This is a genomic window from Bradyrhizobium sp. CCBAU 45389 (assembly GCF_028128625.1).
GTDB lineage: Bacteria > Pseudomonadota > Alphaproteobacteria > Rhizobiales > Xanthobacteraceae > Bradyrhizobium > Bradyrhizobium liaoningense_B.
Window position 1 is genome coordinate 646735 of sequence record NZ_LBIY01000099.1, and the last position, 26245, is coordinate 672979.

General features: G+C 65.5%; 24 protein-coding genes. 12 read left to right on the plus strand and 12 right to left on the minus strand.

Features of this window, described 5'->3' with window-relative positions; genetic code table 11:
* The first annotated feature begins 96 nt into the window (after positions 1–96).
* Both XH79_RS42265 and XH79_RS42270 read left to right on the plus strand, forming a co-directional pair.
* Positions 97–744: a MarR family winged helix-turn-helix transcriptional regulator gene (locus XH79_RS42265; RefSeq protein ID WP_212348669.1), complete on the plus strand. Its 648-nt coding sequence runs from the start codon at positions 97–99 to the stop codon at positions 742–744.
* Positions 745–1124: 380 nt separating this feature from the next.
* On the plus strand, positions 1125–1568 hold the full coding sequence (locus XH79_RS42270; protein WP_271585563.1) for a hypothetical protein: 444 nt from the start codon (positions 1125–1127) through the stop codon (positions 1566–1568).
* A gap of 349 nt (positions 1569–1917) precedes the next feature.
* On the opposite strand, the gene XH79_RS42275 is transcribed toward XH79_RS42270, so the two are convergent.
* Positions 1918–3501, minus strand: a complete 1584-nt coding sequence (locus XH79_RS42275) for a porin (protein ID WP_212345435.1) — start codon at positions 3499–3501, stop codon at positions 1918–1920.
* Positions 3502–4012: 511 nt separating this feature from the next.
* Between XH79_RS42275 and XH79_RS42280 the strand changes: the two genes are divergently transcribed.
* On the plus strand, positions 4013–4492 hold the full coding sequence (locus tag XH79_RS42280; protein ID WP_212345432.1) for a MarR family winged helix-turn-helix transcriptional regulator: 480 nt from the start codon (positions 4013–4015) through the stop codon (positions 4490–4492).
* 199 nt (positions 4493–4691) lie between these two features.
* On the opposite strand, the gene XH79_RS42285 is transcribed toward XH79_RS42280, so the two are convergent.
* The gene (locus XH79_RS42285; protein ID WP_245003966.1) at positions 4692–5543 is read right to left on the minus strand and encodes an alpha/beta hydrolase; all 852 of its coding nucleotides are present in this window, start codon (positions 5541–5543) and stop codon (positions 4692–4694) included.
* 1106 nt (positions 5544–6649) lie between these two features.
* Here XH79_RS42285 and XH79_RS42290 point away from each other — a divergent pair.
* Positions 6650–7714: a ketopantoate reductase family protein gene (locus tag XH79_RS42290; protein WP_271585564.1), complete on the plus strand. Its 1065-nt coding sequence runs from the start codon at positions 6650–6652 to the stop codon at positions 7712–7714.
* A gap of 37 nt (positions 7715–7751) precedes the next feature.
* Here the strand turns inward: XH79_RS42290 and XH79_RS42295 are convergent, their stop codons facing one another.
* Positions 7752–8336 (minus strand): LysE family translocator, encoded by a 585-nt coding sequence (locus XH79_RS42295; RefSeq protein WP_271585565.1) that lies wholly within the window; start codon positions 8334–8336, stop codon positions 7752–7754.
* Between the two features lie 522 nt (positions 8337–8858).
* Here XH79_RS42295 and XH79_RS42300 point away from each other — a divergent pair.
* Together XH79_RS42300 and XH79_RS42305 are read left to right on the plus strand one after the other, a co-directional pair.
* Complete coding sequence (locus XH79_RS42300; RefSeq protein WP_271585566.1) at positions 8859–9677, plus strand: YkgJ family cysteine cluster protein; 819 nt, start codon at positions 8859–8861, stop codon at positions 9675–9677.
* Positions 9678–9782: 105 nt separating this feature from the next.
* Positions 9783–11297, plus strand: coding sequence for an ATP-binding protein (locus XH79_RS42305; protein WP_271585567.1), 1515 nt, complete (start codon positions 9783–9785; stop codon positions 11295–11297).
* 3 nt (positions 11298–11300) lie between these two features.
* Here the strand turns inward: XH79_RS42305 and XH79_RS42310 are convergent, their stop codons facing one another.
* The 8 genes from XH79_RS42310 to XH79_RS42345 all read right to left on the minus strand — a co-directional run bounded on the left by XH79_RS42310 (position 11301) and on the right by XH79_RS42345 (position 19178).
* Positions 11301–12041, minus strand: a complete 741-nt coding sequence (locus XH79_RS42310; protein WP_271585568.1) for an ABC transporter ATP-binding protein — start codon at positions 12039–12041, stop codon at positions 11301–11303.
* On the minus strand, positions 12038–12886 hold the full coding sequence (locus tag XH79_RS42315) for an ABC transporter ATP-binding protein (protein ID WP_271585569.1): 849 nt from the start codon (positions 12884–12886) through the stop codon (positions 12038–12040). Before XH79_RS42315 ends, XH79_RS42310 begins: the two co-directional genes overlap by 4 nt.
* Positions 12886–14709 (minus strand): ABC transporter permease, encoded by a 1824-nt coding sequence (locus XH79_RS42320; protein ID WP_271585570.1) that lies wholly within the window; start codon positions 14707–14709, stop codon positions 12886–12888. The genes XH79_RS42315 and XH79_RS42320 overlap by 1 nt, the downstream gene beginning before the upstream one ends.
* 55 nt (positions 14710–14764) lie before the next feature.
* Positions 14765–15922, minus strand: coding sequence for an ABC transporter substrate-binding protein (locus tag XH79_RS42325; protein ID WP_271585571.1), 1158 nt, complete (start codon positions 15920–15922; stop codon positions 14765–14767).
* 58 nt (positions 15923–15980) lie between these two features.
* Positions 15981–16556 carry an alkylhydroperoxidase domain protein gene (locus XH79_RS42330; RefSeq protein ID WP_271585572.1) on the minus strand — a complete coding sequence of 192 codons (576 nt, stop codon included), beginning with the start codon at positions 16554–16556 and terminating at the stop codon, positions 15981–15983.
* Between the two features lie 11 nt (positions 16557–16567).
* Positions 16568–17167 carry a CMD domain protein gene (locus XH79_RS42335; RefSeq protein ID WP_442870035.1) on the minus strand — a complete coding sequence of 200 codons (600 nt, stop codon included), beginning with the start codon at positions 17165–17167 and terminating at the stop codon, positions 16568–16570.
* A 37-nt stretch (positions 17168–17204) separates the two neighbouring features.
* Entirely contained in the window at positions 17205–18242 is a 1038-nt protein-coding gene (locus tag XH79_RS42340; protein WP_271585574.1) for a putative FMN-dependent luciferase-like monooxygenase, read from the minus strand.
* 141 nt (positions 18243–18383) lie between these two features.
* Positions 18384–19178 (minus strand): MetQ/NlpA family ABC transporter substrate-binding protein, encoded by a 795-nt coding sequence (locus tag XH79_RS42345; protein ID WP_271585575.1) that lies wholly within the window; start codon positions 19176–19178, stop codon positions 18384–18386.
* A 186-nt stretch (positions 19179–19364) separates the two neighbouring features.
* Here XH79_RS42345 and XH79_RS42350 point away from each other — a divergent pair, with 186 nt between their 5' ends.
* Positions 19365–19499: a hypothetical protein gene (locus XH79_RS42350; RefSeq protein ID WP_271585576.1), complete on the plus strand. Its 135-nt coding sequence runs from the start codon at positions 19365–19367 to the stop codon at positions 19497–19499.
* 34 nt (positions 19500–19533) lie between these two features.
* Here the strand turns inward: XH79_RS42350 and XH79_RS42355 are convergent, their stop codons facing one another.
* Positions 19534–20220, minus strand: a complete 687-nt coding sequence (locus XH79_RS42355) for a GntR family transcriptional regulator (RefSeq protein ID WP_271585577.1) — start codon at positions 20218–20220, stop codon at positions 19534–19536.
* A 123-nt stretch (positions 20221–20343) separates the two neighbouring features.
* Here XH79_RS42355 and dctP point away from each other — a divergent pair, with 123 nt between their 5' ends.
* From dctP to XH79_RS42380, 5 genes are read left to right on the plus strand one after another with little or no spacing between them, the layout of a single operon-like run.
* Positions 20344–21363 carry a TRAP transporter substrate-binding protein DctP gene (dctP, locus tag XH79_RS42360; protein WP_271585578.1) on the plus strand — a complete coding sequence of 340 codons (1020 nt, stop codon included), beginning with the start codon at positions 20344–20346 and terminating at the stop codon, positions 21361–21363.
* On the plus strand, positions 21360–21917 hold the full coding sequence (locus XH79_RS42365; RefSeq protein ID WP_271585579.1) for a TRAP transporter small permease: 558 nt from the start codon (positions 21360–21362) through the stop codon (positions 21915–21917). Before dctP ends, XH79_RS42365 begins: the two co-directional genes overlap by 4 nt.
* Complete coding sequence (locus tag XH79_RS42370; RefSeq protein ID WP_271585580.1) at positions 21914–23269, plus strand: TRAP transporter large permease; 1356 nt, start codon at positions 21914–21916, stop codon at positions 23267–23269. The genes XH79_RS42365 and XH79_RS42370 overlap by 4 nt, the downstream gene beginning before the upstream one ends.
* Before the next feature lie 18 nt (positions 23270–23287).
* Positions 23288–24697 carry a malonyl-CoA decarboxylase gene (locus tag XH79_RS42375; protein WP_271585581.1) on the plus strand — a complete coding sequence of 470 codons (1410 nt, stop codon included), beginning with the start codon at positions 23288–23290 and terminating at the stop codon, positions 24695–24697.
* Positions 24694–26217 (plus strand): malonate--CoA ligase, encoded by a 1524-nt coding sequence (locus XH79_RS42380; RefSeq protein WP_271585582.1) that lies wholly within the window; start codon positions 24694–24696, stop codon positions 26215–26217. Before XH79_RS42375 ends, XH79_RS42380 begins: the two co-directional genes overlap by 4 nt.
* The last annotated feature ends 28 nt before the right edge of the window (positions 26218–26245 follow it).

Genomic DNA, 26245 nt, shown 5'->3' on the forward strand with positions numbered 1-26245 from the left:
TCCAGAGGTCTGACGTTCCTCGAAGGATTCGCGAGCCAGGGCGCAAGGCGGCTTCGGGACGCCGCAGACGAAGTTCCGGGGGCGAGGTAGGAATCCATGCCATTGGCAAGAGAAGCCGTCGAGCTGCTGGTCCAGGCGGCGAGGGCTTGGTATTTTGAAGGCAATCAGCATGGATTGCGCGACCGGGAATGGATGGCACTGCGCTTCCTCGGCCGGGCCAACAGGTTTTCGCGCACACCGTCCGCACTCGCCGGCTTCATCGGCGCCACCAGGGCGACGGCATCGCAGATCGTGAAGACGCTGGAGAGCAAGTCCTTCCTGGTGCGAAAGCCATCGCATGAGGACAAGCGCTCTGTGGTGCTCCACGTCACCGCGCAGGGCGAGAAGTGCCTGAGCCAGCACGACCCGATCAACCACGTGGTGAATGCGGTCACGGCGCTTGGCACCGACGAGTGCATCCGCTTGCGCGACTCCTTGCGGGAGGTCCTCAACCACCTCGACGCCGCGCATCAACGACTCGATGCCAGCATCTGCCGGGACTGCATGTTTCTCGCTGAACGCGGCCCAAGCATCGGTCCGGCCGCAGCAAAGGGACGTGCGACCGCCGAGTTCATGTGCCGGTTGTATCGCGCCCCTGTTTCGCTCGAGGAGACCGAGCTGCTCTGCACCAGTTTCGAGCGCACCCGCGACCGCCCCAAGATCGAGGAGCATCTCGATCGCGCCCGCGTGGCGAGCCAGGGCTGAGGCACGCGCAATTTCCGGGCGGTAGCGAGAGCAAGGCTTGCCGATAGTTTCACGGGCATCGGTGTAATCGCCTCATATCGTCATTGCGAGCGCAGCGAAGCAATCCAGAGTCTCTCCGCGGCGGGATTCTGGATTGCTTCGCTGCGCTCGCAATGACGGAGTGTGTGGCAGCACCTCAGTTCTCCGACATGCATTCGTAGGATGGGTAGAGCGAAGCGAAACCCATCACGCATCCTCCTCGCCGAAGCATGATGGGTTTCGCAAGTGCTCTACCCATCCTACGGCGTCGCAGACGCGACTTTGCATCCTCGCGGCCTAATTCGCCCGAGCTTTGCTTCATCTTTCCACCCTCTTATCCAAGAGGGCGCAGGGAAGGCCGGGTGCCGGCTGACACCCGCGGTCCGCTGCGCAAAAATGTAGCGCAAAAGAACCGGGGGGGGGGGGGGGGGGGGGGGGGGGGGGGGGGGGGGGGGGGGGGGGGGGGGGGGGGGGGGGGGGGGGGGGGGGGGGGGGGGGGGGGGGGGGGGGGGGGGGGGGGGGGGGGGGGGGGGGGGGGGGGGGGGGGGGGGGGGGGGGGGGGGGGGGGGGGGGGGGGGGGGGGGGGGGGGGGGGGGGGGGGGGGGGGGGGGGGGGGGGGGGGGGGGGGGGGGGGGGGGGGGGGGGGGGGGGGGGGGGGGGGGGGGGGGGGGGGGGGGGGGGGGGGGGGGGGGGGGGGGGGGGGGGGGGGGGGGGGGGGGGGGGGGGGGGGGGGGGGGGGGGGGGGGGGGGGGGGGGGGGGGGGGGGGGGGGGGGGGGGGGGGGGGGGGGGGGGGGGGACCTCATGATCGCCCCTCAAGGATGAGCCGGGATGGGCCATACATACGACTAATCCGAATTTCGGTAAAGCGGAATATTTTTGCGAGATCGGGTTGACAGCGGAACGACACACCCGGTCCCGTCGCCCGGATGGAGCGGAGGCGAAATCCGGGACCGCTGGTTCGACGAGGCACCTTTCCCGGATTGCGCGGAGCCTGTCATCGGGCGCGCATTCGCGCGACCCGTTGGCTCCATCCGCGCTACGCGGCTTCGGCCGCCCAGGCCTCAACTGACCAGCATCTCAACTGATCAGCCTCGCACAACAAAAAACACCCGGCGGTTTCCCGCCGGGTGCTCTTTGAGATCTTTCGACAGATCTTACCAGTTACGCTGAGCGCGCAGGATCATGGCGATCGAGTCCTGATCCTTCAGCTCGTAGGTCGCGGCCGGCTTGGCGGTCGTGACGCCCGGGGCGATAGCGACAGTGCCCGAGTACTTCTGGTCGAGATGGGTCCAGGAGAGGTCGGCCGAGAAGGTCAGGTTCTTGACCGGGGTCCAGCGGGTGACGATACCGAGCTGGCCGATCGCGAAGTCCGGGTTACAGCCGGTGACACCGGCCAGGCCGCCGAACACGCCGCCGGTGCCGGTGGCGCCGCAAAGCGTGGTCTTGGCCAGCGTGCCGAACTGGGCCTGAGCGTAAGCACCGTAGAGCGCGGTGTTCCAGCTCGGATCCCAGTTGTGGGTGTAAGCGCCACGGAAGCCCCAGGTCTTGACGGTTTCCTGCGAGCTGCCGGTCACGAACACCGTGTCGGGAGCGTTGGCGAAGCCGATGCTGCCATAAGCACCGGCAAGACCCGAGTTGCCGTACAGCGCGTAGCTGCTGCCCGACAGGTTCTGGAAGTTGTAGCGGGTCGCACCGTCGGTGTAGACGCCCTGGATGTTGATCGTGTCACCCGCGCCGGTCGGGATGTTCTTGATCGACAGAGCGAGCTGAACCGCCCAGCCCCACTTGTCGTCGGGGTGGCCGGTGGTCTCGGTCGCGCCGTAGTAACCGACGTGGTTGTCATGCGCAGCCACCGACGCCTGGAACAGGCCCCAAGCCTGGTCGACACGCACCTGACCAACGAGGTTCGGCGAACGCGAGCCGCCGACAGCGTTGGTGCCGTACGAGCCGCCGATCATGCCGCCCGCGGTCGCGCCGGTCATGTTGAGGTTGCCGGCCTGATAGTACGCGGTGGCATCTTCAGCCGAGAACGACGCCGTCACGCCCTGGCCGAAATCGGCCGTGTAGGTGAACTGGGTGACGCCGGTCACGGTGCCGCTGCCGCCGACGAGGTTGTCGGTGATGTTGCCGGGATAGTTGGTCCAGGGCGCGTCGAACTGCGACACGGCCTTACCCATCGTGAAGCCGGCGAACTGGATGAAAGCGTAGTACACGCCGAGCGCGCCGGCCGAGGTGTTACCGTCGGTGCCGTTCACCGAGCCAGAGCCGTTCGAACCGACGAGGCCGGTGCCCGCAGCGTTGAGAGTGAGCGCGCCGCTGTACACGGTTCCGCCCGTGGCCGAACCGGTGGGCGTATAGTTGCCGGTCGTCCAGGTGAACACGCCGTCGAAGAAGGTACGGACCACGCCGTATTCGGTCGCGGTGCGCGTGTCGATGTTCAGGTCTTCACGAGCGCGGAAGGTGTAGTAGTTCATCAGGCGGTTGCGAGCACCGGCAGTACCGCCCTGGTTCGGGTTGAAGTCCGAGTTGGAGCCGAGCACGGCATCGGCGCGCAGGTAACCACCGAGCTTGATGCAGGTGTCGGTGCCCGGGATGTAGTAGAAGCCGGCGCCGTACAGCGAGCAGATCTTCACGTATTCGACCGCCTTGGCCTTCACGGGGAGATCGGCTGCGAACGCACCGGAGACGGCCATCAGGCCGGCTGCCGAGCCGAGAAAGAGCGTCTTCGTCAACTTCATTAGATAAACCTCCAGGTCGGTTCAGGGGGCTCGGCTCCTCGGTGGAGGCCGCTTGACCCTCTCAATTTCCGTTCAATTCAGGTCCGCACTGAAGGTCCGGACTGAAACGACAGCGAGGTGCCCCCCCTCCGTCGTGACCTCACATATAGTTTATAAAAACAATCGTCTCAATTCATTGATTTGGTGAATTGCAAGTTCGGAAAGCGCTGTTGCCTGCAAGCAACAGGAGTTGCGCGACACGGAGCAAGTACCTGAAGCAAAAGAAAAAGCCCTCAGGGGGCATCCCGAGGGCTTTCTTGGAGGTCTCACATCGCCGTCCCTTTGACATAGGTCAAGAGCAGCAAATTCTGAGTGCGCAAGAGATAACTTAATCAATTGCTTTCTGCAACTATTAAGTGGCGACGCGATTTCTCTAATGAAGTGTTCCACGCACGATATGCGAGACGGTTTGCCAATATCCGGGTAAAAAGACCGACCAGACAAAAAGAAAATGATGAATTGGGGGAAGCCTATGATCGAGAAGAAGGCCGACCGGGCGATTACGGACTTCATCTGGAATATCGTTGAAATCCACTCGCAGCTGGAGGACATCCACGGCAGCTGGGCCGGACTGCTGGGCATCACCGAGCCGCAATGGCTGATCCTGATGGCCATCACCGAGCTGGACGAGGGGCGCGGCGTCGCCGGAATCGACATCGCGAACAAGCTGCGGATCCATCCCGCCTTCGTGACCAACCAGACCAAGAGCCTCGAGAAGGGCGGATTCCTGTCGCGACGCCCGGCTGCCGACGATGCCCGCTTCATTCTGATGTCGCTGACGGAAAAGGCGACGACGGACATCGAAAAACTGTCCAAGCGGAAGCTCGCCCTGAATTCGACCATGTTCAACGAGGTCGACGAGAAGACTCTCGCCGATCTGAATGTCGCGCTCGCGACCATTGCCAAGAATGCCCGGCTCGCCGCACGACTGCTGGCCATCGACGTCTCGTGATCCGCGGTTTCCTGACAGAGCATGATCTGCGCCGCGTTCATCGCGGGAAGACCGCGGCGCATTCTCAGGGATCATGCGCTAAAGCATGATCCGGACCCGGGGGCCGCACTAGCGCAAAGTGCGAAGCGGTTCTCCGGAAAGATCATGCGTAAGCAGCAATCCAAAGCGCGATGACGATTCATCCCAATCTCATCGCGCTTTAGAGGTAGGTTACAGGATCGAGACGACGGGCAGCTCCGAGTTTGGCGTCGAGCCACTCGAAAATGAAGTCGTCCACCGTGACGAAATTCTCGACCTCGCCCAGAGGATACGGAATGCGGTTCGGCACGACGACCGAGCAGTCGGCTCCGGCCTGACGATGGCTGGCTTGCAGATCGAGAGCCTCCTGCTCGCGCATCATCGAGCGGCTCCCGACCACCATGAGAAGCGGGCAGCCCATTCGGCGCGCCGACGGCAGCGGACGCATAGGCGCTTCGCCCGCGGCAACCTCCTCAACGCCTGTCATCCAATGGACCGATGCACGGTGCGTGACCAGCCGCAAAAGACCGCCGTCGCACACGGCGGCGGCTATCCTGCGATCCGAGAGGACGAAGCGGGAGGCATGACTGGCGCCCGCCCCTTCGCCGTAGACCGCGATCCGCTGCGCGTCGACATCCGGGCGAGCCTCCAGATAGTCCAGCCAGCATTGGAGGATATGCTCCTGTTTGAGCGGGCGGCGAACAGGCGAAGTGCCGGCATCGATGAGCAGAAGCGACATGTTCCGGCGCAGCGAGGCGGGCAAGAGCCTGCTCATCATCGAGGCCAGGGCGATGTCCTCGTCGGCGATGCAGATGACCGCGGGCGCGGAAGGCCCGTGACGGAGCGCCGGCAGGAAGAAGCCGGTCAACGCTCCCTGATCGAAGCCATCGATCTCCACGCGCTCGATCGCTTGGGCCGCATCGTCCGCGAAGCTTCGCAGACTGATACCGACCTTGTCGGCGAAGTCGGCACTCGCGAGATCTTCCGGACGAGACAGGCTTCGCGCGACCTCGAACGCCATCAGCGCGCACATCCACGCCTCGTGCGCAATCCGGCCGGCACCATCTGCGCGCGCGGATTCGGCGGAGCTCCGATAGTCCTCCGCGAGCCTCAACCAGTCTGAGACCCACAGATGCCTGTGCGCCTCACGCGCAAGCTCCGCGACAGACAGACTTTCGAAAAATTCGGACGCGCGCTTTCGCAAGCGTACCAGGCTTCCACCGGCGCCATCGCTGGCGCCGTGAGGCCAATGATTACCTTCCATTTTTTTCCCCGAACGGCGCGTCAGCGATTGGGCAGGTTTGCCGGCTGCGCTGTCAGCGCAACGCCGTGCACGCCTGCTCGATGCGATCCCAGGCGTACCTGGTCGCATGCATCGCGCTTGCGTCTGCTGATGCCGTCCGTCTCGTCGATCTGTCTCGCTGCCATCTCGACTCCGCGCAGGGACGAGACACCGTGCCCTGCGCAGGATCGGGGCTTTGCTGCAGCGAGACCCCATCCGATTTTCGTTTCGTCTTCGCTTCGCGCGGGCGGGGGCACTTGGCCAAGCGGTGTGCAGCCCCCATCGGCCGGTCTCAACACAAGTTGCACGCCGGCTCCAACTCAATCGTCACGTCTCAGCTCCGTTGCTGATCTACAGTTACGGCCCCGCGCCACTTTGCCATTTTTTCGGTCTTCCGTTTGCAGTTTTTTGTTGCGGCCGACGACTAAAATTTGGCTGCCATTTGATGACAGAAGAGGCATGACCGGTATCGACCTTTCATGAAGGTCTTATGGGCGCATCCGGCGCGCTGCCAGTCACCGCAGCAATGACGATGCGGCCGCCTCATCGACGAGACGACCTCCGCCCCGCACGCTTGCGCATCGCGCGACGGGCGCACGATCGCCTCTCCCTGACGAGCCGGATGAGACATGCATTCCGGACTTCGGGACATAATTTGTCTCGGATCTGCAGAGCCCTGGCCGGATGGGATCCGTCGCATTTCGGTCGTTACGCACGGCCGGGCACCCCGACCTTCCGCATCTTGTATGCATTATCCCAGTTGCCATTGCCGGCCACTTCGCTTTACATGCCGGCAAATCGCCCCCCGGACGACGGCCGGGGCACAAAAAATCACATGACATTCCAGGGGACGAAACATGGCGCGTAACATTCTGATTCTCGGGGCTTCCTACGGCTCCCTGCTCGGCACGAAGCTGCTGATGGCGGGGCACAATGTGACCCTGGTCTGCCGCGCCAAGACCGCCGAGCTCATCAATCGCGACGGTACCGAGGTGCGCATCAAGTTGCGCGACGAGGCGGTGCACCGGGCGATCTTCTCACGCGACCTGCCCGGCAAGCTCGACGCGGTGACGCCGGCCGACGTCGACATCTCCCGTTACGATCTGGTCGGACTTGCGATGCAGGAGCCGCAATACACCAACCACACGGTGCGCGTCCTGATGGTCAAGATCGCCGCGGCGAAGCTGCCGTGCCTGTCGATCATGAACATGCCGCCGCTGCCCTACCTGAAGCGGATTCCCGCGCTCGCCGACATGGATCTCGAGGAGGCCTATACCAATGCGCAGGTGTGGGAGCGGTTCGAGCCGGGGCTGGTGACGCTGTGCTCGCCCGACCCGCAGGCCTTCCGCCCGCCGGAGGAAGCCGCGAACGTGCTTCACGTCGGCCTGCCCACCAATTTCAAGGCATCGGTCTTCGCGGACGAGAAGCACAACAAGCTGCTGCGCGAGCTCGAAGCCGACATCGACGCAGTGACGCTCGACGGCCACGACGTGCCGGTGAAGCTGAAGGTGTTCGATTCCCTGTTCGTGCCGCTGGCGAAATGGTCGATGCTGCTCACCGGCAATTACCGCTGCATCACCCCGCACGAGCCGCAGTCGATCCGCGACGCCGTGCATGGCGATCTCGCACGCTCGCAGACGATCTACGACCATGTCGACGCCCTCGCCCGCCGCCTCGGCGCCGATCCGCAGGACCAGGTGCCGTTCGCGAAATATGCCAAGGCCGCGGAAAGCCTGCTCAAGCCGTCGTCGGCCGCGCGCGCGGTGGCGAGCGGCGCACCCTTCATCGAGCGGGTCGACCTCCTGGTGAAGCTGATCTCGCATCAGCTCGGCGTGCCCAATGCCGAGATCGACCGCACGGTCGACACCGTCGATCAGAAGCTGAACGAGAAGATCGTGCAGGGCGGATCCGGCGCGCAGTAAACGCGCCGTGTCCATCGCACGCACGCGGCGGCGGCGCTCATGCGCTCAAAAATGATTGAAGCCAGATCAGGCCGGTCACGGCGACGAGCGTGACCGCGCCGGTTCGGCTGATCAGTTCGGGACGGCCGAGACGACAGGCCCCGCGGCCCAGCGTGGCGCCCAGCATCACCCAGGCCGCTCCCGCCATGACGATCAGAAGCGCTATCACACCGAGCCGGGGCAACAACTCGGACGCTCCGGCCTGAAGCGGCAGCAGCAGGAAGGCGAACACCATCGCCTTCGGATTCAAGAGCGTGGCGAGCAGCACCTGGCGGAACGTCACCACCGCGCCGCGGCGCAGCTCGCGCACGTTGACGCGCCAGAGCATGACGGCAAGACCCAGAATGTAGACACTGACGGCGACGCGGAGCACGACGGCCGCAAGCGGGATGTCGCTCACGACGGGCCCGAGCGCCAGCCGCAGCAGCGCGATCGCGGCGAGATAGCCGCACAGCTCCGCCGCGAGCAGATGGAGCGAGCGCGCAATGCCGCTCCCTGCCCCCGAAGTCGCAAGCAAGGTATTGGTCGGTCCCGGCATGGCGAGAAGAAAACAGGTCGCCGTGAAGAAGGTCAGGAAGTTCATGCCCTCGGCTAGCAGGCAACGCGCCGCTAGGCCTTGATCTGGGTCATGCGATGATGGGGTGTCCCTTCTCGTCCCACGAGAGACTGTTCCCGGTGTGATGCAGCAGCAACGCGGCCGCGATGTCGTTGTCCGGCGCGCCTCATCACGCAAACGTGTCGCCTCACGCGGCGCGAACGTCCGCACCGCAGATATCACGACTGCGTGACGACAATGCGTGTCGCGCCTCCTCTCCTGGCGCAGCGCGGCGCCGAAATGGCCGCGCTTGAGGGCGAATTGAGCCGGTCGCCCGCGTCTTGCGTTTGCAAACCCCTTCGCAGAGCGATCGTGATCGCCATGCCTGATCCCGCATTTGCGCAAGTGCTGCATGCGTGCATGTCGGGCTCAGCTTGTTGTTCGACAAAAAGGAGAAAGATAGCTTTGTGAGTAAATAATTATCTTCACAACCGGCAACTCGCCGCCACTCCCCGGCACCGGCCTGCGATGCCGGCGTCCGGAATCGGACGACAACAACAAGAAAAGACGATGGACCAGGCGATGCTGAGCGTCGTCCGCGCGGTAGAGGCCGGCGCGACGACGATGAAGGGCGTGATCGACGCCACCGGGCTTTCCCGTCTCAAGATCGAACGTGCTCTGATCGCGCTGGAGAAGCAGAAGCTGCTGGTCCGCGACGGCCAGGGCTTTCGTGCGACCGGCCTGCCGAAGACGGCGCGGCCGGCCCGGGAATGCGGATCGTGCAACGCCTGCTGCGACATCCTCGAGGTGGCGGGCGTCGACAAGCCGGTGAACCAGCTGTGCCGGCATTGGCAGGCCGGCACGGGGTGCACGATCTACGAGCGCCGTCCGCAAATGTGCCGGTCCTTCGTCTGCGCCTGGCTGCAGGGCCATCTCGACGACGACTGGTTCCCGGCAAAGTCGGGCATCGTGGTGCATTTCAGCCAGGACGCCGTCAACGTCACCGTCGATGACGATTGCACCGATCGCTGGCGCGAGGAGCCGTATTTCAGCAAGCTCGCCGAATGGTCGCTGAACGGGATCAGGCGAATCGGAAATCGCGGCTACGCGACCCTTGTCGTCTCCGGAGCCGAGCGGTTCCTGCTGCTCGGACGCACCGTCGTTCCCGAGCCGACATTGTTCGGAACGGCGTTCCTGCCGCTCACGGCCGACACCTTCCGGTTCTGGAGGGCGAGGTCGCCGGAGCATTTGCAGCGGCTGCACGCGCGCATCGCCGAAATCGAGCGGATCAGGCAGGAGTTCGGCTCCTGTGCGATTCCAGAGAACGAGGACGACGATCCGCAACCGCCCTACCGGCCCGCACTTCTAGGGCTCTCGAATCACGCCTGAACGCCACCGTGGGCAACGCGGCCTGATTCGCGCTGCAGCGCTCGACGCGCCGCGGCGGGATTGATAAGCCCCTGTCCGCGGATGATGGGGACTTGAGTCGGGGACATGACGGTTGCGATCGAGATGGGGCTGACCACGGCCGGTGCCGCGGCGGCCATGGACCTCGAGGAACTCCTGGCGACCCGTCTCCTGGTGCAGGGCAATTCGGGCTCCGGCAAGTCGCATCTCTTGCGGCGGCTGCTCGAGCAGAGCGCGCCCTGGGTGCAGCAGGCCATCATCGACCCGGAAGGCGATTTCGTCACGCTGGCGGAACGCTTCGGCCATCTCGTGATCGACGCCGAGGACCACACCGAGCGTGGCCTTCAGGTCGCCGGCGAGCGCGCGCGGCTGCATCGCGTGTCCACCGTGCTCAATCTCGAAGGGCTGGATGCCGAGAACCAGATGCGGCGCGCCGCGGCCTTTCTCGGCGGAATGTTCGATGTCGACCGCGACCATTGGTATCCGATGCTGGTGGTTGTCGACGAGGCCCAGCTGTTTGCGCCGGCGGTCGCGGGTGAAGTGTCGGACGAAGCGCGAAAGCTGTCGCTGGGCGCCATGACCAACCTGATGTGCCGCGGCCGCAAGCGCGGGCTCGCCGGCATCATCGCGACCCAGCGGCTGGCGAAGCTTGCCAAGAACGTCGCCGCGGAAGCCTCGAATTTTTTGATGGGCCGCACCTTCCTCGACATCGACATGGCGCGCGCCGCCGACCTGCTCGGCATGGAGCGGCGGCAGGCGGAAGCCTTTCGCGATCTCGAGCGCGGCCAGTTCATGGCGCTGGGACCGGCGCTGTCGCGCCGTCCTCTGCGTCTGAACATCGGCCCGACCGACACCTCCCCGCGCAATTCCACGCCGCGGCTGATGCCGCTGCCGGAAGCGACGCTTGAAGACGTCCGCGCCGTGATCCTGGCCGCGCCGCCGCCCGATGCCAGCCGGCCGCAACGCCGGCCGGCGCCGGATCTGCTCGAGCAGCTGCGGGCCGCCAAGGCCGCCGCCGCGCCGGAAGTGCGCGCGGAGCCGATCGAGATGCCCGTCAGCGCCGAGGAACTGGCGGAGCGGCGCGAGCGCGTCGATCGCACGCTGAGGGCCGTGCTCGCCGAGCCCGATGCCGGCTTCCGCGCCATCGGCGTGCTCTATCAGGAATTCGTGGTCCGTTGCCGCATCGAGGGCTTAGGGGCGGCGGTGCCTGATCTCAACGAATTCCGCCGCATGCTGACGCATGCACGCGCTGGCGTCGGCACCGATCTCACTGAAGACGACACCTGGCAGGACGTGTCGCTGCGCGCCTCGATCCTGCCCGACGACATGCAGGGCGTGTTCATGATGATCGCGCGCGCGGCCAAGGAAGGCTGGCCCTGCCCCGGCGATGCCGCGATCGCGCGCGCCTATGGCTCCCACTCGCTGCGCCGCGCGCAGCGCCTGCTCAGCTATATGGAGGAGCAGGGCCTGATCGTCTGCCAACTCGATGGCGGCGGCCGCAGGATCGTGACCCTGGTGGAGCTCGCCTGGGCGACCGCGCCGGGCGATCCCAACGCCGACGAGCTGCCGGCGGAGCCGACGCAGAGCGCAGCTTCGGCTTGAGCGCTAGGCGGCCTCGGAGCCGCCGAGATAGGCATCACGCACCCGCGGATCGTCCTTCAGCGCACGCGCCGGACCCGACAGCACGATCTTGCCGGTCTGCAGCACATAGGCCTCGTGCGCGATCTCCAGCGCGAGGCTGGCGTTCTGCTCGACCATGAACACCGAGACGCCCTCCTGGTTGATGGTACGGATCAGCTCCAGCACGCGGTCGACATAGAGCGGCGACAGGCCCATGGTGGGCTCGTCCATCACGATCATCCGGGGCCGGCTCATCAGCGCGCGCGCCATCGCCACCATCTGCTGCTCGCCGCCGGACAAGGAGCCTGCGCGCTGCGACAGCCGCTGGCCGAGCTTGGGGAACAGCGTCAGCATCTTGTCGAGATCCTGTGCCACGGCATCGCGGTCGTTGCGCACGAAGGCGCCCATCAGGATGTTCTCGCGCACGCTCATGTCGGCGAACAGCCGCCGCGCTTCCGGCACCGAGGCGATGCCGCGGCGGACGATCTGCGGCGTGGAAAGGCCGATCAGCGAGGCGCCGTCGAACGTCACCTCGCCCGAGCGCGGCTTCACCAGGCCCAGAATGATCTTCATCGTCGTCGACTTGCCGCTGGCATTGCCGCCGAGCAGGCAGACGATGTGGCCGCGTGCGACCGTGATCGAGAGGTCGAAATGCACTTGGGCCTGGCCATAGAAGGTGTTGACGCCAGACAGCGCCAGCAGCGGTTCGGGTGCGCTCGTCGTCATGCCGCGCTCTCCTGCTCCGCCGCGCCTGATAGCCCATGGCCGAGATAGGCCTCGATCACCTTGGGATCGGTTCGCACCTCGTCGCCCGGCCCTGCCGCGATCTTCTTGCCCTCGTCCATGACGATGACGCGGTCGGACAGGCGCATCACCATCTCCAGCTTGTGCTCGATCAGGAGGATGGTCAGACCTTCGGCTTTCAATTCGGCAACAAGCGCCTGCATCTCCGCGGTTTCGGTCGGGTTCATGCCGGCGGTCGGCTCGTCGAGCAGCAAGAGACGCGGCTTCAGCGCCAGCGCACGCGCGATCTCGACGCGGCGGCGGTTGGCGTAGGAGAGGCTGTAGGCGGGCTGGTCGATGCGCGGCAACAGGCGCTCGCCGAAGCGGGCGAGGATGGCCTTCACCTCTTCGCGCAGCCGTTCCTCCTCCGCCTTGACGCTTGCCGGGCGAAGCAGCGCCAGGCCGAGTTCGAGCAACGGACCGATGACCGGCACCGCCGGCTTCACCGACCGCAGCCGCGTATGGGCACCGATCAGGACGTTGTCCATGACGCTGAGATTGCCGAACACGCGGCCGAGCTGGAACGTGCGCGCGATGCCTTCGGCGGCAAGCCGTTCCGGCGACAGGCCGGTGATGTCCTGGCCCTCGAAACGAACCGTACCGGCATCGGGCCGGTCGAGCCCGGTCACGAGATTGAACAGCGTGGTCTTGCCGGCACCGTTGGGGCCAATGATGCTGATGAGCTCGCCCTTGGTGAGGTCGAGATTGATCGCGTCGACGGCGGTGAGGCCGCCGAAGCGGCGCGTCAGCCCGCGCAGGGACAGCATGGGATTGTGCTGCTCCGCCATCAGATCGTCCCCAACAGGCCCTGGGGCCTGAACCGCACGAGCAGCAAGAGCACGATGCCGTAGATCAGGATGCGGTACTCCGCCGCGATCCGGAAGACCTCGGGCAGGCCGACCAGCGCCACCGCCCCGACGATCGCGCCGACGACATTGCCGAGGCCGCCGAGGATGACGACCGTCAGCGCCAGGATGGATTGCTGCGTGTTGAAGGTCTCGTGATTGATGTAGGAATAGAGATGCGCGGCGATGCCGCCGCTGACGCCGGCGGCGAAGCCGCCGAAGATGAAGGCTAGCGATTTATAGCGGTTCAGGCTGAGGCCATAGGCGCGCGCGGCGATGTCGTCGTCGCGGATAGCACGGAAGCTGCGGCCGAGATGCGAGGTGAGCAGCCGCCCCTGCAGCAGCGCCAGCACGACCATCACGGCAAAGCTGAACCAGTAGATTGACGTCGGGCTGATCAGGTCGTAGCCGAACAGCGACAGCGGCGGGATGCCGGAGATACCGATCGGACCGCGCGTCACGCTTTCCCAGTTCAGGATCACCAGCGACACGATCTCGCCGATGGCAAGCGTCGCGATCGAGACATAGTGCCCGCGCAGGCGGAACGACGGCGAGATCAAGAGCGTGCCGAGCGCGGCGCTCATCAGGCCGCCGCCGATCACGGCAAGGCCGACAGGGACGGAGAGCGTCAGCGACAACAGTGCCGACGTATAGGCCCCGATCGCGAGCAGCGCGGCATGTCCGAGCGAGACCTGGCCCATCGTGCCCGCGACCAGCGTCAGGCTGAGCGCGAGCATGCCGAGCAGCCAGGCGTTGATCAGGGTTTGCAGCACGTAGAATGACACCGGAAAGAACGGCAGGACCGCGAAGATCGCGGCGGCGACAGCCAGGGCCCAGCGCGGAATGCGCACCGGGCGGCTCGGCGCGATGAAGGTGCCGGTGAGCGGCTCGGGCGGCGCCTGCCGCGCGCTGGCGAACAGGCCGTTCGGCCGCAGCACCAAGACGACGACCAGCAGCAGGAAGGCGAACAGATTGCGATAGCTGGTGCCGAATACGGCAACGCCGTAGCTCTCGACCAACCCCAGCAGCAGGCTGCCGATCACCGCGCCCGGCACGTTGCCGGCGCCGCCAACCACTTCCGCGACGACGCCCTTCAGCGTCGCCTGCAGGCTCATCGCGGTGTCGATCTGGTTGTAGTACATGCCGACCAGCATGCCGGAGACGCCGCCGAGCGCGGCGGCAATGCCGAACACCGCCTGATTGACGCGGTTGACGTCGACGCCCATCTGCATCGCGGCGTCGCGGTCCTGCGAGGCGGCGCGCACCGCCCAGCCGAGCTTGCTGTAGCGCAGGAACACGAACAGCAGGAGCGCGCTGGTGAGGCCGACGCCGGCGATGAGCAGATCAAGCGGGCCGATGGTGCCGCCGCCGAGCTGGAAGCGAACATCGGGCAACTGGCTCGGCAGCGCGCGCGGATTGGGCGAGAAGGTCAGCATCACCAGCTGGTCGAGCACGAAGCTGATGCCGATGGTCGCGAGCAGCGGCGCGATGCGCACCGAATTCTGCAGTGGCCGCAGGCCGAACCGTTCGATGACCAGACCGACCACCGCGGCGGCCGCCGCGACGACGATGATGGTGAGCGGCAGCGGCGTATGCAGCTGCACCACCGCGACCCAGCCGATATAGGCGCCGACCAGATAGATCGAGCCTTGCGCGAAGTTGATCAGCCGGCTGACGCCGAAGATCAGCGCGAGCCCGACCGCAACGAGGGCGTAGACATTGCCGACGATCAGCCCGTTGATCGTGTAGTCGAGCCAGGAAGACAAACGTTGGTCCCCACGTAGAGAGAAGAGCGGCCGGAGCGGTGCTCCGGCCGTCAGGTCAGGTCGGCTTGCCGTCCCAGAGCGCGAACTGGCCCTTGCGCACGACGAGCTCGGCATTCATCGCGCCCTTGACGCGGCGGCTTTCGACGTCGAACGTCGCCGAGCCGAAGATCACGCTCGAGACATCCTTCACCTTCGCGAAGGCGTCGCGGACGGCGCGACGGTCGGTGCCGCCGATCTTGACGACGGCGGCCGCCATGTTCATCGCATCATAGGCATAGGCGTTGAAGGCGTCGGGCTCCTGCCCGCCATACTTGGCCTTGAAGCCGGCGATGAATTTCTTCACCTCGGGCCTGGGATCCTCGGGGAAATAGCGCGTGCCGAGATGGACGTCCTCGACCGCCTCGCCGCCGAGCTCCAGGAATTTCGGCGAATAGACCGAGCTTGCCGCACAGATGGTCTGCTTCAGACCGACCTGGCGGGCCTGACGCGCGATCAGCGCGCCGTCCGAATAATAAGAGATCAGGATCAGCCCATCCGGATTGGAATCACGCACGCGCACCAGCGTGGAGCGGAAGTCGCGCTCCTCCGCGATGTAGCCCTCGGTCACCGCGACCTCGGCGCCGTATTCCTTGGCGGCCTTGACGAAATAGTCGCGGCTGGTGCGGCCCCAATCGGTGTTGAGATGCAGCACCGCGAGCTTCTTCAGGCCGAGGCGCTTGACGGCATAGGCCGCCAGCAGCGGCTGCTCGTCGGCCTGGCTCACGGACGTGCTCCACATGAAGTCGCCGCCCTTGGTGAAGTCAGGGTGCGAGTTGGTGAAGCCGAACTGCACGAGACCGCCCCGCTGGTAGATCGGCGATGCCGCCATCGACGCGGGGCTGGAGAAGTCGCCCAGCTCCAGCACGATGGCGGGATTGGAAACGAACTTCTGTGCGATCGCCACCGACTGACGCGGGTCGCTCTGGCTGTCCTCGAACTGATAGGCGAGCTTGCGGCCGTTGATCCCGCCGGCCGCCGTGATCTCGTCGAGCGCGAGATCAAAGCCCTGCTTCCACTGCGTGCCATATTGCGCATTCGGTCCCGTGAGGGGGCCGCTGACGCCGAGCAGGATCGGTTCGGCGGATTGCGCAAAGGCGCTGCGCGAGAAGGTCGCGCCCGCCATCATGGCGGCGAGCGATCCTTTGACCAGGGTACGACGATCGATGTTGCTCATGCACGGCTCCATCCACTTTAGTTGATACAAGCAGCAATTCTTGTGCCGGTGAGATTGCCTATTTCGAGGGCTCGCCGAGCGACAGCATCAGCCGGTTCGCCCAGTTGAAGAAAGAGGCGCCGTTGATGACGTCGACGATCTCGGCGTCGTCCAGCCCGGCGCGGCGCAGCTCCGCGATATTGTCGGGTCCGAAGGCGATCGGCGTCTCGGCCAGCGCCACCGAGGCCCTGACCACGGCGTTCCAGCGCTCGCCGAGATCGGCACCAACGCCTTCATCGAGCAGGCGCTGCACGTCGTCGCGGCGCTTGGAGTAGGTGCTGGCGAAACGCGCATGCACGGAGGCGCAATAGATGCAGCCGTTGTAGCGCGAGGTCGCAGCCGCTGCGAGCTCGCGCTCGGCACGCGGCAGGCCGTCGGCAACATTATAGAAGATGTCCTTGTCGGTCTTGGTACGGGCCTCCAGCGCTTCGGGATCGCGCACCAAGAGACGAAAGTATTCCGATTTGGCGCGGGCACGATCGACGAGGCCGGCGAAATGCCGCTCGGTCAGCTCAGCCTCGGGCAGTGGGTCGATCCACGAGACCCAGCCGAGCTCGTCCTGGGTGAAGACGACGGGCGGATTGACGGTGCTCATGATGCAACCTCCTACGCGCTTGCCGCTGCGAGCGTGCGCAAGCCGCTGACGACGCGGACCTGAAACGACAGGAACGCAACGAGCTGGGAGAACGTGACGATGCCCGTCTCCGACCAGCCGGCGGCCAGCAGCGCCTTCATGTCGGCGGATGCGGCATCGCGCGGGCGGAACACCAGCAGATGCGCATGCTCGAACGCCGCGACCAGCCGGGTGCCGAGCTGCGGCTTGCGTTCCGCACTCACGCGGTAGATCAAGCCGGCCTTGTTCTCGACCGACAACGGTCCGGCCGGAAAGGCGCCATAGGGACCCGATGTCTTGCCGCGCTCGATTTCGATCTGGATCGGCTCGACCAGCGCCGCTCCATCCGCATTCGCTGCGAGCTTCTCGCGATAGAAGGCGGCGACGGGGGACTCGCCATGGAGCCCGGTCACGAACGCCGCGACCGCGGCGCGTTCGGCAAGCGAAAAATCGCCGGCGTCGATCGGCTCGAACAGCGAGAGATAGCTTTTCTGCGCATTCTCGCGCGCATGCAGGCGACGCGCGCGGATGGCATCCAGGGTGGAGCCGGGCTCGATGCCGGCAAGCGTGTCGATGATATCCTTTGGTGCCATCATTCAGCCTCGTGCAACGCGATCACATTCATCCGGACTAGCCTGCGAGAGCGACGTCTTTAGCCGCCGTCCGGGTCCAGCCCAGCGCCGGTGCGACTTTCTCCGCGACCAGCTCGATCGAGCGCAGGACGTGAGGATGCGGCGCATCGACCGAATGCACCTGGAAGACGAGATCGGTCACCCGCTCCAGCGTGGCATCGGTGCGAAGCGAGGCGATCACCTCGTCGGCGGCGCCGACATGGGTGTCGAACGCGGTGATCATCTCCTCCAGCGTCTCGCCCGGGGGAAGGTGACCGCCCTTCATGAATTGCGGCAGCGCGCGGCGCAGTCCGATATCGGCAAGACGCATCGCCTCGCGATGGTCGTCGGCGACGAAGACGCTGCGCGAGGCCATGATGCGCGGCTCGCAGCCCGGCGGCAGCGCTTCGAGATAGGCGTCGATGATGGGATTCTGGATCTCGGCGAGCGTCGCCTTCGGCGCGTCCTTGGATCGCGGCTGGGTGCGCGAGAGCAGCAGGCCATCGCCGGCGTTGCCGGCGCGGGCGCCGCCGGCGACGGAGAATGTCGCCTGCCAGATGCGCTTGTCCAGTTGCGGCCTCTGCGGATAGAGCGTGTCGCCGCCGTCGAGCGGCTTTCCGGTCAGTGCCTTGCGGACGATGTCCAGATTGCGCGCAAAAATCTCGTTGCGCTGGGCGCCGTCGAGGCCAAAGGCGGCGAAGGCCGACGGATTGCCGCCGGTGCCGACACCGAGCTCGAAGCGGCCGTTGCAGAGCAGATCGAGCACGGCGGCGTCCTCCGCCACCCGCACCGCGTTCTCCAGCGGCAGCGTCACGATGCCGGTGCCGAGACGGATGCGCGAGGTCTGGGCTGCGACATAACCGAGAAAGGTGAAGGGCGACGGCAGGCCGCCCTCGCGCTCATGGAAATGATGCTGCGCGATCCACGCGGAATCGAGCCCGGCCTTCTCGGCGCGCACGATCTGCTCGGCCGCGAAGCGATAGCGGTCCGCCGGCGGCGCCTCGTCGAGCAGCCGCGTGAAGAAGCCCAGGCGTTTCAGGTTTGCAAAGCGTTTCATACGATCCCTGTCGGGCGAGGATTGCCACGCCCGCGATGATGTCGGTTGCCGCAGCTCCAGACAAGCGGGCATTGCGCAAGGCTCATAGGCAAGGCTGCCCGCCGGATCGCCCCTGCACTGGACTCTGGGCGGGCAGACTGCCTACCAGCTCGGCAGCACCGCGCCCTTGAACTTGGTCAGGACGAACTCCTTGACCTCGGGCGTGTGATAGCTGTCCACGAGGATCTTGACCCAGGGCTTGTCCTTGTCCGCGGAGCGAACGGCGATCAGATTGACATAGGGCCCCTTCGGGTCCTCGCGCAGGATTGGGTCCTTGACCGGATCGAGGCCCGCCTGGGTTGCATAGTTGGTGTTGATCGCGGCTGCATCGACATCGTCGAGCGCGCGCGGGGCCTGCGCCGCATCGACCTCGATGAACTTCAGCTTCTTGGGATTCTCGGTGATGTCGAGCACCGTGGGCTTGAAGCCCGTGCCGTCCTTCAGCTTGATCACGCCCTTGTCGCGCAGCAGCAGCAGCACGCGGCCGCCATTGGTCGGATCGTTCGGGATCGAGACCTTGCCGCCCTCGGGGATGTCGGCGAACGCCTTGTGCTTCTTCGAATAGACGCCGATCGGGAAGTTCACGGTGAGGCCGACGGCCTCGATCTTGTAGCCGCGATCGGCCTTCTGGTTGTCGAGATAAGGCTGGTTCTGGAACGAATTGGCCTGAATCTCGCCGGCGTCGAGCGCGGCGTTCGGCACCACGTAATCGGAGAACTCGAGCAGCTGGATGTCGAGGCCCTGCTTGGCGGCGATCGGCTTCACCGCTTCGAGGATCTGCGCATGCGGCCCCGGCGTCACGCCGATCTTGATGGTCTCGGCCGCGGCTGCGGCGGACCATGTGGCGAGCACGGCCGCGAGGATCAGGGGAAGGCGAAACGACATCTTGGTCTCCATCACTCAACGACAACAATTGGAACCGTATTCGCTTCTCCGCAGCGCGAAATCAATAAAATGGAAATCCATATTGACTCGCAGACGCGGAGACACTTTCTCCATTCGGCGCAAAATAGGAAACGAATTCGCGGCCGACAACGGCGCGTCCTGCAAGCGTGAGGCGCATCACGGCGCAACAGTGCGCCGATGTTCGCCGATGCGACACGCTCCTTCACCGAAAAGGTCGCGCGCTGGCTGGCTGAGCCGAAGACGGCGGTGGAGCTACCGACAGATGTGCCGCTGATGTCGGTGCTGGCAATCGGAGTCGCCAGCATCAGGTGACGCCGGATGAGCGGGCGGACATTGTCCCGCCGCTCTATCGCGTCGTTCCGCTCCTGCTGCCGGCGGCATCCGATCGTCGATCGCCGGCAAGGCCGAGCACCATGTCCGAGAACCGCTCACCTTGCACCAGCACGTGGTCGTGCAACCGCGTCGCGGCGAGTTGCTCGTCGCCGGCACGGATCGCTTCGAGAATCCCGGCGTGCTCCTGGAGCGATTGCAGCAGACGATTGCGCGCCCGAAGCTGGATGCGGCGATAGGCGCTCAAGCGCTTGTGCAGGGCGAACGCCTGATCCGCCAGGAAGCTGTTGCGGCTGGCGCGATAGATCGCCTCATGAAAATTGCGGTTGTCCGCGTAGTACTGCTCGCTGTCGCCTTCGTGTGCGGCGATCTCGCAGGCACGGTGAGCCGCCTCCATCGCCGCGTCATTGTCCGGCGTCAGCCGACGCGCGGCCAGCCGTCCGCAGGCGCTTTCGATCTCGGCCATGGTCTCGAACATCTCGAACAGCCGGGTCGGTGACGGAACGCTGACGATCGCGCCCCGGCGCGGACGGACATCGATGAAGCCTTCGGCGCCAAGCTGGAGCAACGCCTCCCGAATGGGGGTGCGCGACACCCCGAATCGCTCCGCGAGCGAGGCCTCGTCCAGGCGATCGCCCGGCAGGAATTCCCCTGCAATCACAGCGTCTTCGATCGACTGCTTCAGTCTGAAGGCCTGGCTCATTGTATGCACCTTATCGGCCGATTCCATACCATAGACTTGACAAAACATACAGCATGCAGTTCATATATGAATTGTATGCAAGATTAGAAATAAAAAATGCAATCTAGCAACGGGAGGTATGGAATGAGGATTTCACGACGCCAGGCCCTGGCGCTGGGGATCGCGTCTCCGGCCCTGCTCCGCTTCGGAGAGGCGCGCGCCGCCACGACGCTGAAGATCTCGCACCAGTTTCCGGGAGGCACCGCGACCGAGGGCGATTTCCGCGACCGGCTCTGCCGGCGCTTTGCGGCCCTGATCCAGGAGCGCAGCAAGGGCGCGATGACCGCCGAGATCTATCCGGGCTCGTCGCTGATGAAGACCAACGCGCAGGTCTCGGCGATGCGCAAAGGCGCGCTCGACATGAGCCTCATTCCGATCTCCTACGCCGGCGGCGATCTTCCCGAACTGAACATCGGCCTGATGCCGGGCCTCGTCACCGGTTACGACGAAGGCCTCGGCTGGAAGAACAAGCCGATCGGCCAGGAGTTCAGCAAATTCCTCGCCGCCAAAGGCCTCGTCATCGTCACCTGGATCTGGCAGGCCGGCGGCGTCGCCAGCCGTGCGCGTCCGCTGGTCGAGGTCGGCGATGCCAAGGGCATGAAGATCCGCGGCGGCTCGCGCGAGATGGATCTCGTGCTGCAGGCTGCCGGCGCCTCGGTGTTGTCGCTGCCCTCCAACGAACTCTATGCGGCGATGCAGACCGGCGCGTGCGATGCCGCCCTCACCTCGTCCACCAGCCTGACCTCGTTCCGTCTGGAAGAACTCGCCAAGCATCTGACGACCGGGCGAGCCAAGAGCTACTGGTTCATGCTCGAGCCGCTCGTGATGTCGAAGGCGGTGTTCGACCGGCTCTCGAACGAGGAGCGCGACATCATCGTCTCGGTCGGCACCGAGCTCGAAGCGTTCGGCCGCACTGCTGCGGTGGAGGACGACGTCCGTGTGGCCAAGGTCTACCAGGCCGCCGGCGCGACGGTGCACGATCTCGACGACAAGACGGTTCAGGCGTGGCGGGAGCTTGCGCGCGACACGGCCTGGAAGGACTACGCCAACAAGAACGAGAACTGCGCCCGCCTGATCAAGCTTGCCCTGGAGGCGGGCTCATGAGCGCGCACGGCATCGATCTCGGCCATTCAGCCACAGTGACGGCGGCGCGACCCGGCTCCCCGGTGGGACGGATCGCTCGCGCGATGACCCTGCTCAACAGGGTGATCGTCGTGCTCTGCTCGATCGCGCTTATCGTCGCGAGCACGATCCTGAGCTACAGCGTGGCCGCACGCTACTTCTTCAACGCGGCAACCTATTGGCAGGACGAGGCCGCGGTGTTCCTGCTGGTCGGCGCCACGTTCCTGTCCACCGCGTTCGTGCAGGCCGGGCGCGGCCATATCGGCATCGAGGCCCTCACCGGCTATCTGTCGAAGCGCGGCAATGCGATCCGCGTGCTCGTCGTCGACACCGCGAGCCTGCTGTTCTGCTGCTTCTTCGCCTGGAAGTCCTGGACGCTGTTCCACGAGGCCTGGGTCGACGGGCAGGTATCCGGATCGACCTGGGCCCCGCCGCTGTGGATTCCCTACAGCATGATGTCGCTGGGCATGACGCTGATGACGCTGCAGATCGCGCTTCAGCTCGCCGCGAGCCTCGACGCATGGAGGAGCAAATGAGCACGCTTGCCGTCGGACTGATGTATGGTGGCGCGACCCTCGCCATGATGGCCTCGGGCATGCCGATCGCACTGGCGCTCGGCGCGGTCGCCGTCGTCTTCATGTATTACTTCATGCCCGCCGCATCGCTCGATACGGTGACGCAGAACGTCTACGAGGAGATGGCCTCGATCACGCTGCTGGCGATCCCGCTCTTCATCCTGAAGGGCGCCGCGATCGGCAAGTCGAAGGCGGGACAGGACCTCTACAGCGCGCTGCACGTCTGGATGGGCCGCATTCCCGGCGGCCTCGGCATCGCCAACGTCTTCGCCTGCGCGCTGTTCGCCGCGATGGCGGGATCGTCTCCGGCCACCTGCTCGGCGATCGGCTCTGCGGGCATCCCAGAGATGCGCAAGCGCGGCTATTCCGGCGGCTTCGCCGCGGGCGTGATCGCCGCCGGCGGCACGCTGGGCATTTTGCTGCCGCCCTCGATCACCATGATCCTCTACGCGGTCGCCGCCGAGCAATCGCTCGGCCGTCTCTTCCTCGCCGGCATCGGGCCGGGCCTGCTCCTGGTGGTGCTGTTCGCAACCTATGCGGTGCTGAGGTTCAAGGCCGAATACAAAGCGGCGCAGCGCGCCTATGCGGCCGATCCGGCGCAGCATCCGATCCTGTCGAACGAGCGCTTCACCATGGCGATGCGGTTCGGTGCGCTGCCGCGCGTGCTGCCCTTCGTCGTGCTGCTCAGCGGCGTCATGATCGCGCTCTATGGCGGCTATGCGACGCCGTCGGAAACCGCAGGCCTCGGCGGCATCCTGGCCCTCGTCCTGATCGCCTCCATCTACGGCGTGTGGCGCCCGCGGGATCTCGGTCCGATCCTGGAATCGACGCTGAAGGAATCGACCATGCTGATGCTGATCATCGGCATGTCGCTGCTCTACTCCTACGTGATGAGCTATCTCCACATCAGCCAGGCGGCGGCGCAGGCGATCGTCGCGATGCAGTTGTCGCGATGGGTGCTGCTGGGCGCGATCCTGGTGCTGGTGGTCGTGCTCGGCTTCTTCCTGCCGCCGGTCTCGATCATCCTGATGACAGCTCCGATCATCCTGCCGCCGCTCAAGGACGCCGGCTTCGACCTGATCTGGTTCGGCGTGGTGATGACGATCGTGATGGAGATGGGCCTCATCCATCCGCCGGTCGGACTCAACATCTTCGTCATCAGGAACATCGCGCCGGACATCCCGCTGCGGGACGTGATCTGGGGAACGCTGCCCTTCGTCGTGCTGATGGCGTTCGCGGTCGTCCTGCTGTGCCTGGTGCCGTCGATCTCCACCCTTCTGCCCAACCTCGTGATGGGTCCGCCATCGCGATAAACCGAGGAGGCACGAACCATGCTGAACGACATCCGATCCGGACGCATTGCGGCGCCCGAATTCCTGCAAGGGCTGATCGACACGCTGACGCAGCGCGGCCGCGCGGTTCTCGGCATGAAGCCGGATCGCGAGGCGGACGAGGATCGCGACCTCGAGCTTCTCGGCGAGGCGCTGCTGTCGCGTCGCGGCGAGGCCTCCGGCGTTGCGATCGCGCAATCGCTGCTCGCCGCGTTCGAAGCCGCGGCCGGGCCGCAGCGGCTCAAATTTCTGTCCTCCCTCGCCGACCGGTTCGGGCCGGACCGTCGCGCCATCGAGCTCGCGATCGCCGCCTACCAGCGCAAGGAGGGCGGCGATGGCGCCAGGCTCGAAGCACTCCATGCCGCCGCGGAACCACGCCGGCAGGAGCTGATCCGGCGCCTCAACCTCGCGCCCGGCGGAACGGCCTCGCTGGTGCGGATGCGAGAGGTGCTGCTCTCGCTACTGCGCGAGCACCCCGAGCTCCAGGCCGTCGACGACGATTTCGTCCATTTGTTCTCGTCCTGGTTCAACCGGGGCTTTCTCGTGCTGCGGCCGATCGACTGGACCACCTCGGCCAACATCCTGGAGAAGATCATCAGGTATGAGGCCGTCCACGCCATTCAGGACTGGGACGATTTGCGCAACCGGCTCGAGCCGCCGGACCGCCGATGTTATGCGTTCTTCCATCCGCAGCTGGTCGACGAGCCGCTGATCTTCGTCGAGGTCGCGCTCACCAGGGAGATCCCCGGCGCGATCGGACCGCTGCTGGACAAATCGCGCCAGGCGATTGCGGCGCACGAGGCGACGACCGCCGTGTTCTACTCGATCTCGAACACGCAAAAGGGCCTTGCCGGTGTCTCCTTCGGCAATTTCCTGATCAAGCAGGTGGTGCAGGATCTCGCCCGCGAGCTGCCGAACCTGAAGACCTTCGTCACCCTGTCGCCGGTGCCCGGCTTTGCCGGCTGGGCGAGGCGTGAGCTCAAGACCGAGGCCTCCGCGGCGATCGACGAGGACACAAGGCGCGCGCTGGTCGCGCTCGACGACGGCGGCGACATCGCGCAGGCGAAAGAGCCGATCACGGCGCTCGCCGCCTATTACTTCCTCAAGGCGAAGCTGCCGTCGGGCAAGCCGCTCGATCCGGTCGCCCGCTTCCATCTCGGCAACGGCGCGCGCCTGGAACGGCTGAATTTCCTAGGGGATGCTTCGGCGAAGGGCATGAAGCAGTCGTACGGGCTGATGGTGAACTATCTCTACGCGCTCGAGCACATCGAATCCAACCACGAAGCCTTTGCCGAAGCCGGCACCGTGGTGGCGTCCGACAAGGTGAAGAAGGCGCTTCGCGCGAAATTGTCATCGCGCGACCTCGTTCCCAGTCCTCACACCAACTCGCAACGGAAGATCTCGTCATGACCTCGAACCTGTATAATCGCCTGCTCGCCGGTGCGGAGTCCGACCAGTCCATCTGCATCGAGAAGGACGACGGCACGACCTTGAGCTATGCCGAACTTGCGGCCCTCAGCGGTCGGTTTGCGAATTTCCTTAGCCGCAACGGCATCGGCCCGGACCACCGCGTCGCAGCCAAGGTGGAGAAGTCGGTCGAGGCCGTCGCACTCTATCTTGCAACGCTGCGCGCCGGCGCGGTCTATCTGCCGCTCAACACCGCCTATACGCCGACTGAGACCGAGTATTTCATCCGCGACGCGCAGCCGACATTGATCGTGTGCGATCCCAGGGAAGAGGCCGATCTGCGCGCCATCGCCGCCAAGGCAGGCGGCCGGGTCGAGACGCTCGATCACCACGGCAAGGGTTCGCTCGTCGATGCCGCGGCAGACTTCCCGGCGCAATTTGACACCATCGCCAGGACGAATGACGATCTCGCAGCCATCCTCTACACGTCGGGCACGACCGGCCGCTCGAAGGGAGCCATGCTGACGCACGGCAACCTTTCTTCGAATGCCCTGACGCTCGTCCGGGAGTGGCGCTATTCGAGCAAGGACGTGCTGATCCATGCCCTGCCGATCTATCACGTTCACGGGCTCTTCGTGGCCTGCAACGTCACCTTCGCCGCACGCGCGCGCATCCTGTTCATGCAGAAGTTCGACGCCGAACGCATTCTGGCAACGATGGCGCGTAGCACCGTGCTGATGGGCGTGCCGACGTTCTATGTCCGCCTGCTCGAGAGCACTGAACTGAACGAGCGCACCACCGCCAATATGAGGCTGTTCGTCGCCGGCTCGGCGCCGCTTCTGGCCGAGACACACCGGGCCTGGAAGGAGCGGACCGGGCACGCGATTCTGGAACGCTACGGCATGACCGAGACCGGAATGATAGCCTCCAATCCCTACGAGGGCGCGCGCATTGCCGGCTCGGTCGGCCGGCCGCTTCCCGCCGTCGAGGTTCGCGTCACCGATCCCGAGACGGGCGCGATCCTCCCCGTTGGCGACGTCGGCATGATCGAGGTGAAGGGGCCGAATGTATTTGCCGGTTACTGGAACATGCCGGACAAGACTGCCGCCGAATTCCGCAGCGACGGCTTCTTCATCACCGGCGACCTCGGCAAGCTCGATGCGAACGGTTATCTCCACATCGTCGGCCGCGGCAAGGATCTCATCATCACCGGCGGCTTCAACGTCTATCCGAAGGAGATCGAGACCGAGATCGACGCCATCCCCGGGGTGTCGGAAAGCGCCGTCGTCGGCGTGCCGCACGGCGACTTCGGCGAAGGCGTCACCGCCGCCGTGGTCCGCTCGCCCAACTCGTCGGTGGACGAGCGCGCCATTCTCGATGCGCTGTCAGGGCGCCTCGCCAAATTCAAGCAGCCCAAGCGCGTCATCTTCGTCGAGACCTTGCCGCGCAACACCATGGGCAAGGTGCAGAAGAATTTGCTGCGCGAGCGCTTCGCTGCCATCTACACGACCAAGACCGGCTAGATCGAGCAGCGCCGGGGAGCGGAAAGCT

Bases quoted from the DNA above. Each gene is read 5' to 3' on its own strand.
- XH79_RS42275 (WP_212345435.1), bottom strand. From the start codon at position 3,501: ATGAAGTTGACGAAGACGCTCTTTCTCGGCTCGGCAGCCGGCCTGATG.
- XH79_RS42305 (WP_271585567.1), top strand. From the start codon at position 9,783: ATGACGGTTGCGATCGAGATGGGGCTGACCACGGCCGGTGCCGCGGCG.
- XH79_RS42315 (WP_271585569.1), bottom strand. From the start codon at position 12,886: ATGGCGGAGCAGCACAATCCCATGCTGTCCCTGCGCGGGCTGACGCGC.
- XH79_RS42300 (WP_271585566.1), top strand. From the start codon at position 8,859: ATGGACCAGGCGATGCTGAGCGTCGTCCGCGCGGTAGAGGCCGGCGCG.
- XH79_RS42370 (WP_271585580.1), top strand. From the start codon at position 21,914: ATGAGCACGCTTGCCGTCGGACTGATGTATGGTGGCGCGACCCTCGCC.
- XH79_RS42280 (WP_212345432.1), top strand. From the start codon at position 4,013: ATGATCGAGAAGAAGGCCGACCGGGCGATTACGGACTTCATCTGGAAT.
- XH79_RS42295 (WP_271585565.1), bottom strand. From the start codon at position 8,336: ATGAACTTCCTGACCTTCTTCACGGCGACCTGTTTTCTTCTCGCCATG.
- XH79_RS42285 (WP_245003966.1), bottom strand. From the start codon at position 5,543: ATGTGCGCGCTGATGGCGTTCGAGGTCGCGCGAAGCCTGTCTCGTCCG.
- XH79_RS42355 (WP_271585577.1), bottom strand. From the start codon at position 20,220: ATGAGCCAGGCCTTCAGACTGAAGCAGTCGATCGAAGACGCTGTGATT.
- XH79_RS42310 (WP_271585568.1), bottom strand. From the start codon at position 12,041: ATGACGACGAGCGCACCCGAACCGCTGCTGGCGCTGTCTGGCGTCAAC.
- XH79_RS42335 (WP_442870035.1), bottom strand. From the start codon at position 17,167: ATGGCACCAAAGGATATCATCGACACGCTTGCCGGCATCGAGCCCGGC.
- XH79_RS42290 (WP_271585564.1), top strand. From the start codon at position 6,650: ATGGCGCGTAACATTCTGATTCTCGGGGCTTCCTACGGCTCCCTGCTC.
- XH79_RS42380 (WP_271585582.1), top strand. From the start codon at position 24,694: ATGACCTCGAACCTGTATAATCGCCTGCTCGCCGGTGCGGAGTCCGAC.
- XH79_RS42340 (WP_271585574.1), bottom strand. From the start codon at position 18,242: ATGAAACGCTTTGCAAACCTGAAACGCCTGGGCTTCTTCACGCGGCTG.
- XH79_RS42365 (WP_271585579.1), top strand. From the start codon at position 21,360: ATGAGCGCGCACGGCATCGATCTCGGCCATTCAGCCACAGTGACGGCG.
- XH79_RS42375 (WP_271585581.1), top strand. From the start codon at position 23,288: ATGCTGAACGACATCCGATCCGGACGCATTGCGGCGCCCGAATTCCTG.
- XH79_RS42265 (WP_212348669.1), top strand. From the start codon at position 97: ATGCCATTGGCAAGAGAAGCCGTCGAGCTGCTGGTCCAGGCGGCGAGG.
- XH79_RS42325 (WP_271585571.1), bottom strand. From the start codon at position 15,922: ATGAGCAACATCGATCGTCGTACCCTGGTCAAAGGATCGCTCGCCGCC.
- dctP (WP_271585578.1), top strand. From the start codon at position 20,344: ATGAGGATTTCACGACGCCAGGCCCTGGCGCTGGGGATCGCGTCTCCG.
- XH79_RS42330 (WP_271585572.1), bottom strand. From the start codon at position 16,556: ATGAGCACCGTCAATCCGCCCGTCGTCTTCACCCAGGACGAGCTCGGC.
- XH79_RS42345 (WP_271585575.1), bottom strand. From the start codon at position 19,178: ATGGAGACCAAGATGTCGTTTCGCCTTCCCCTGATCCTCGCGGCCGTG.
- XH79_RS42350 (WP_271585576.1), top strand. From the start codon at position 19,365: ATGTTCGCCGATGCGACACGCTCCTTCACCGAAAAGGTCGCGCGCTGG.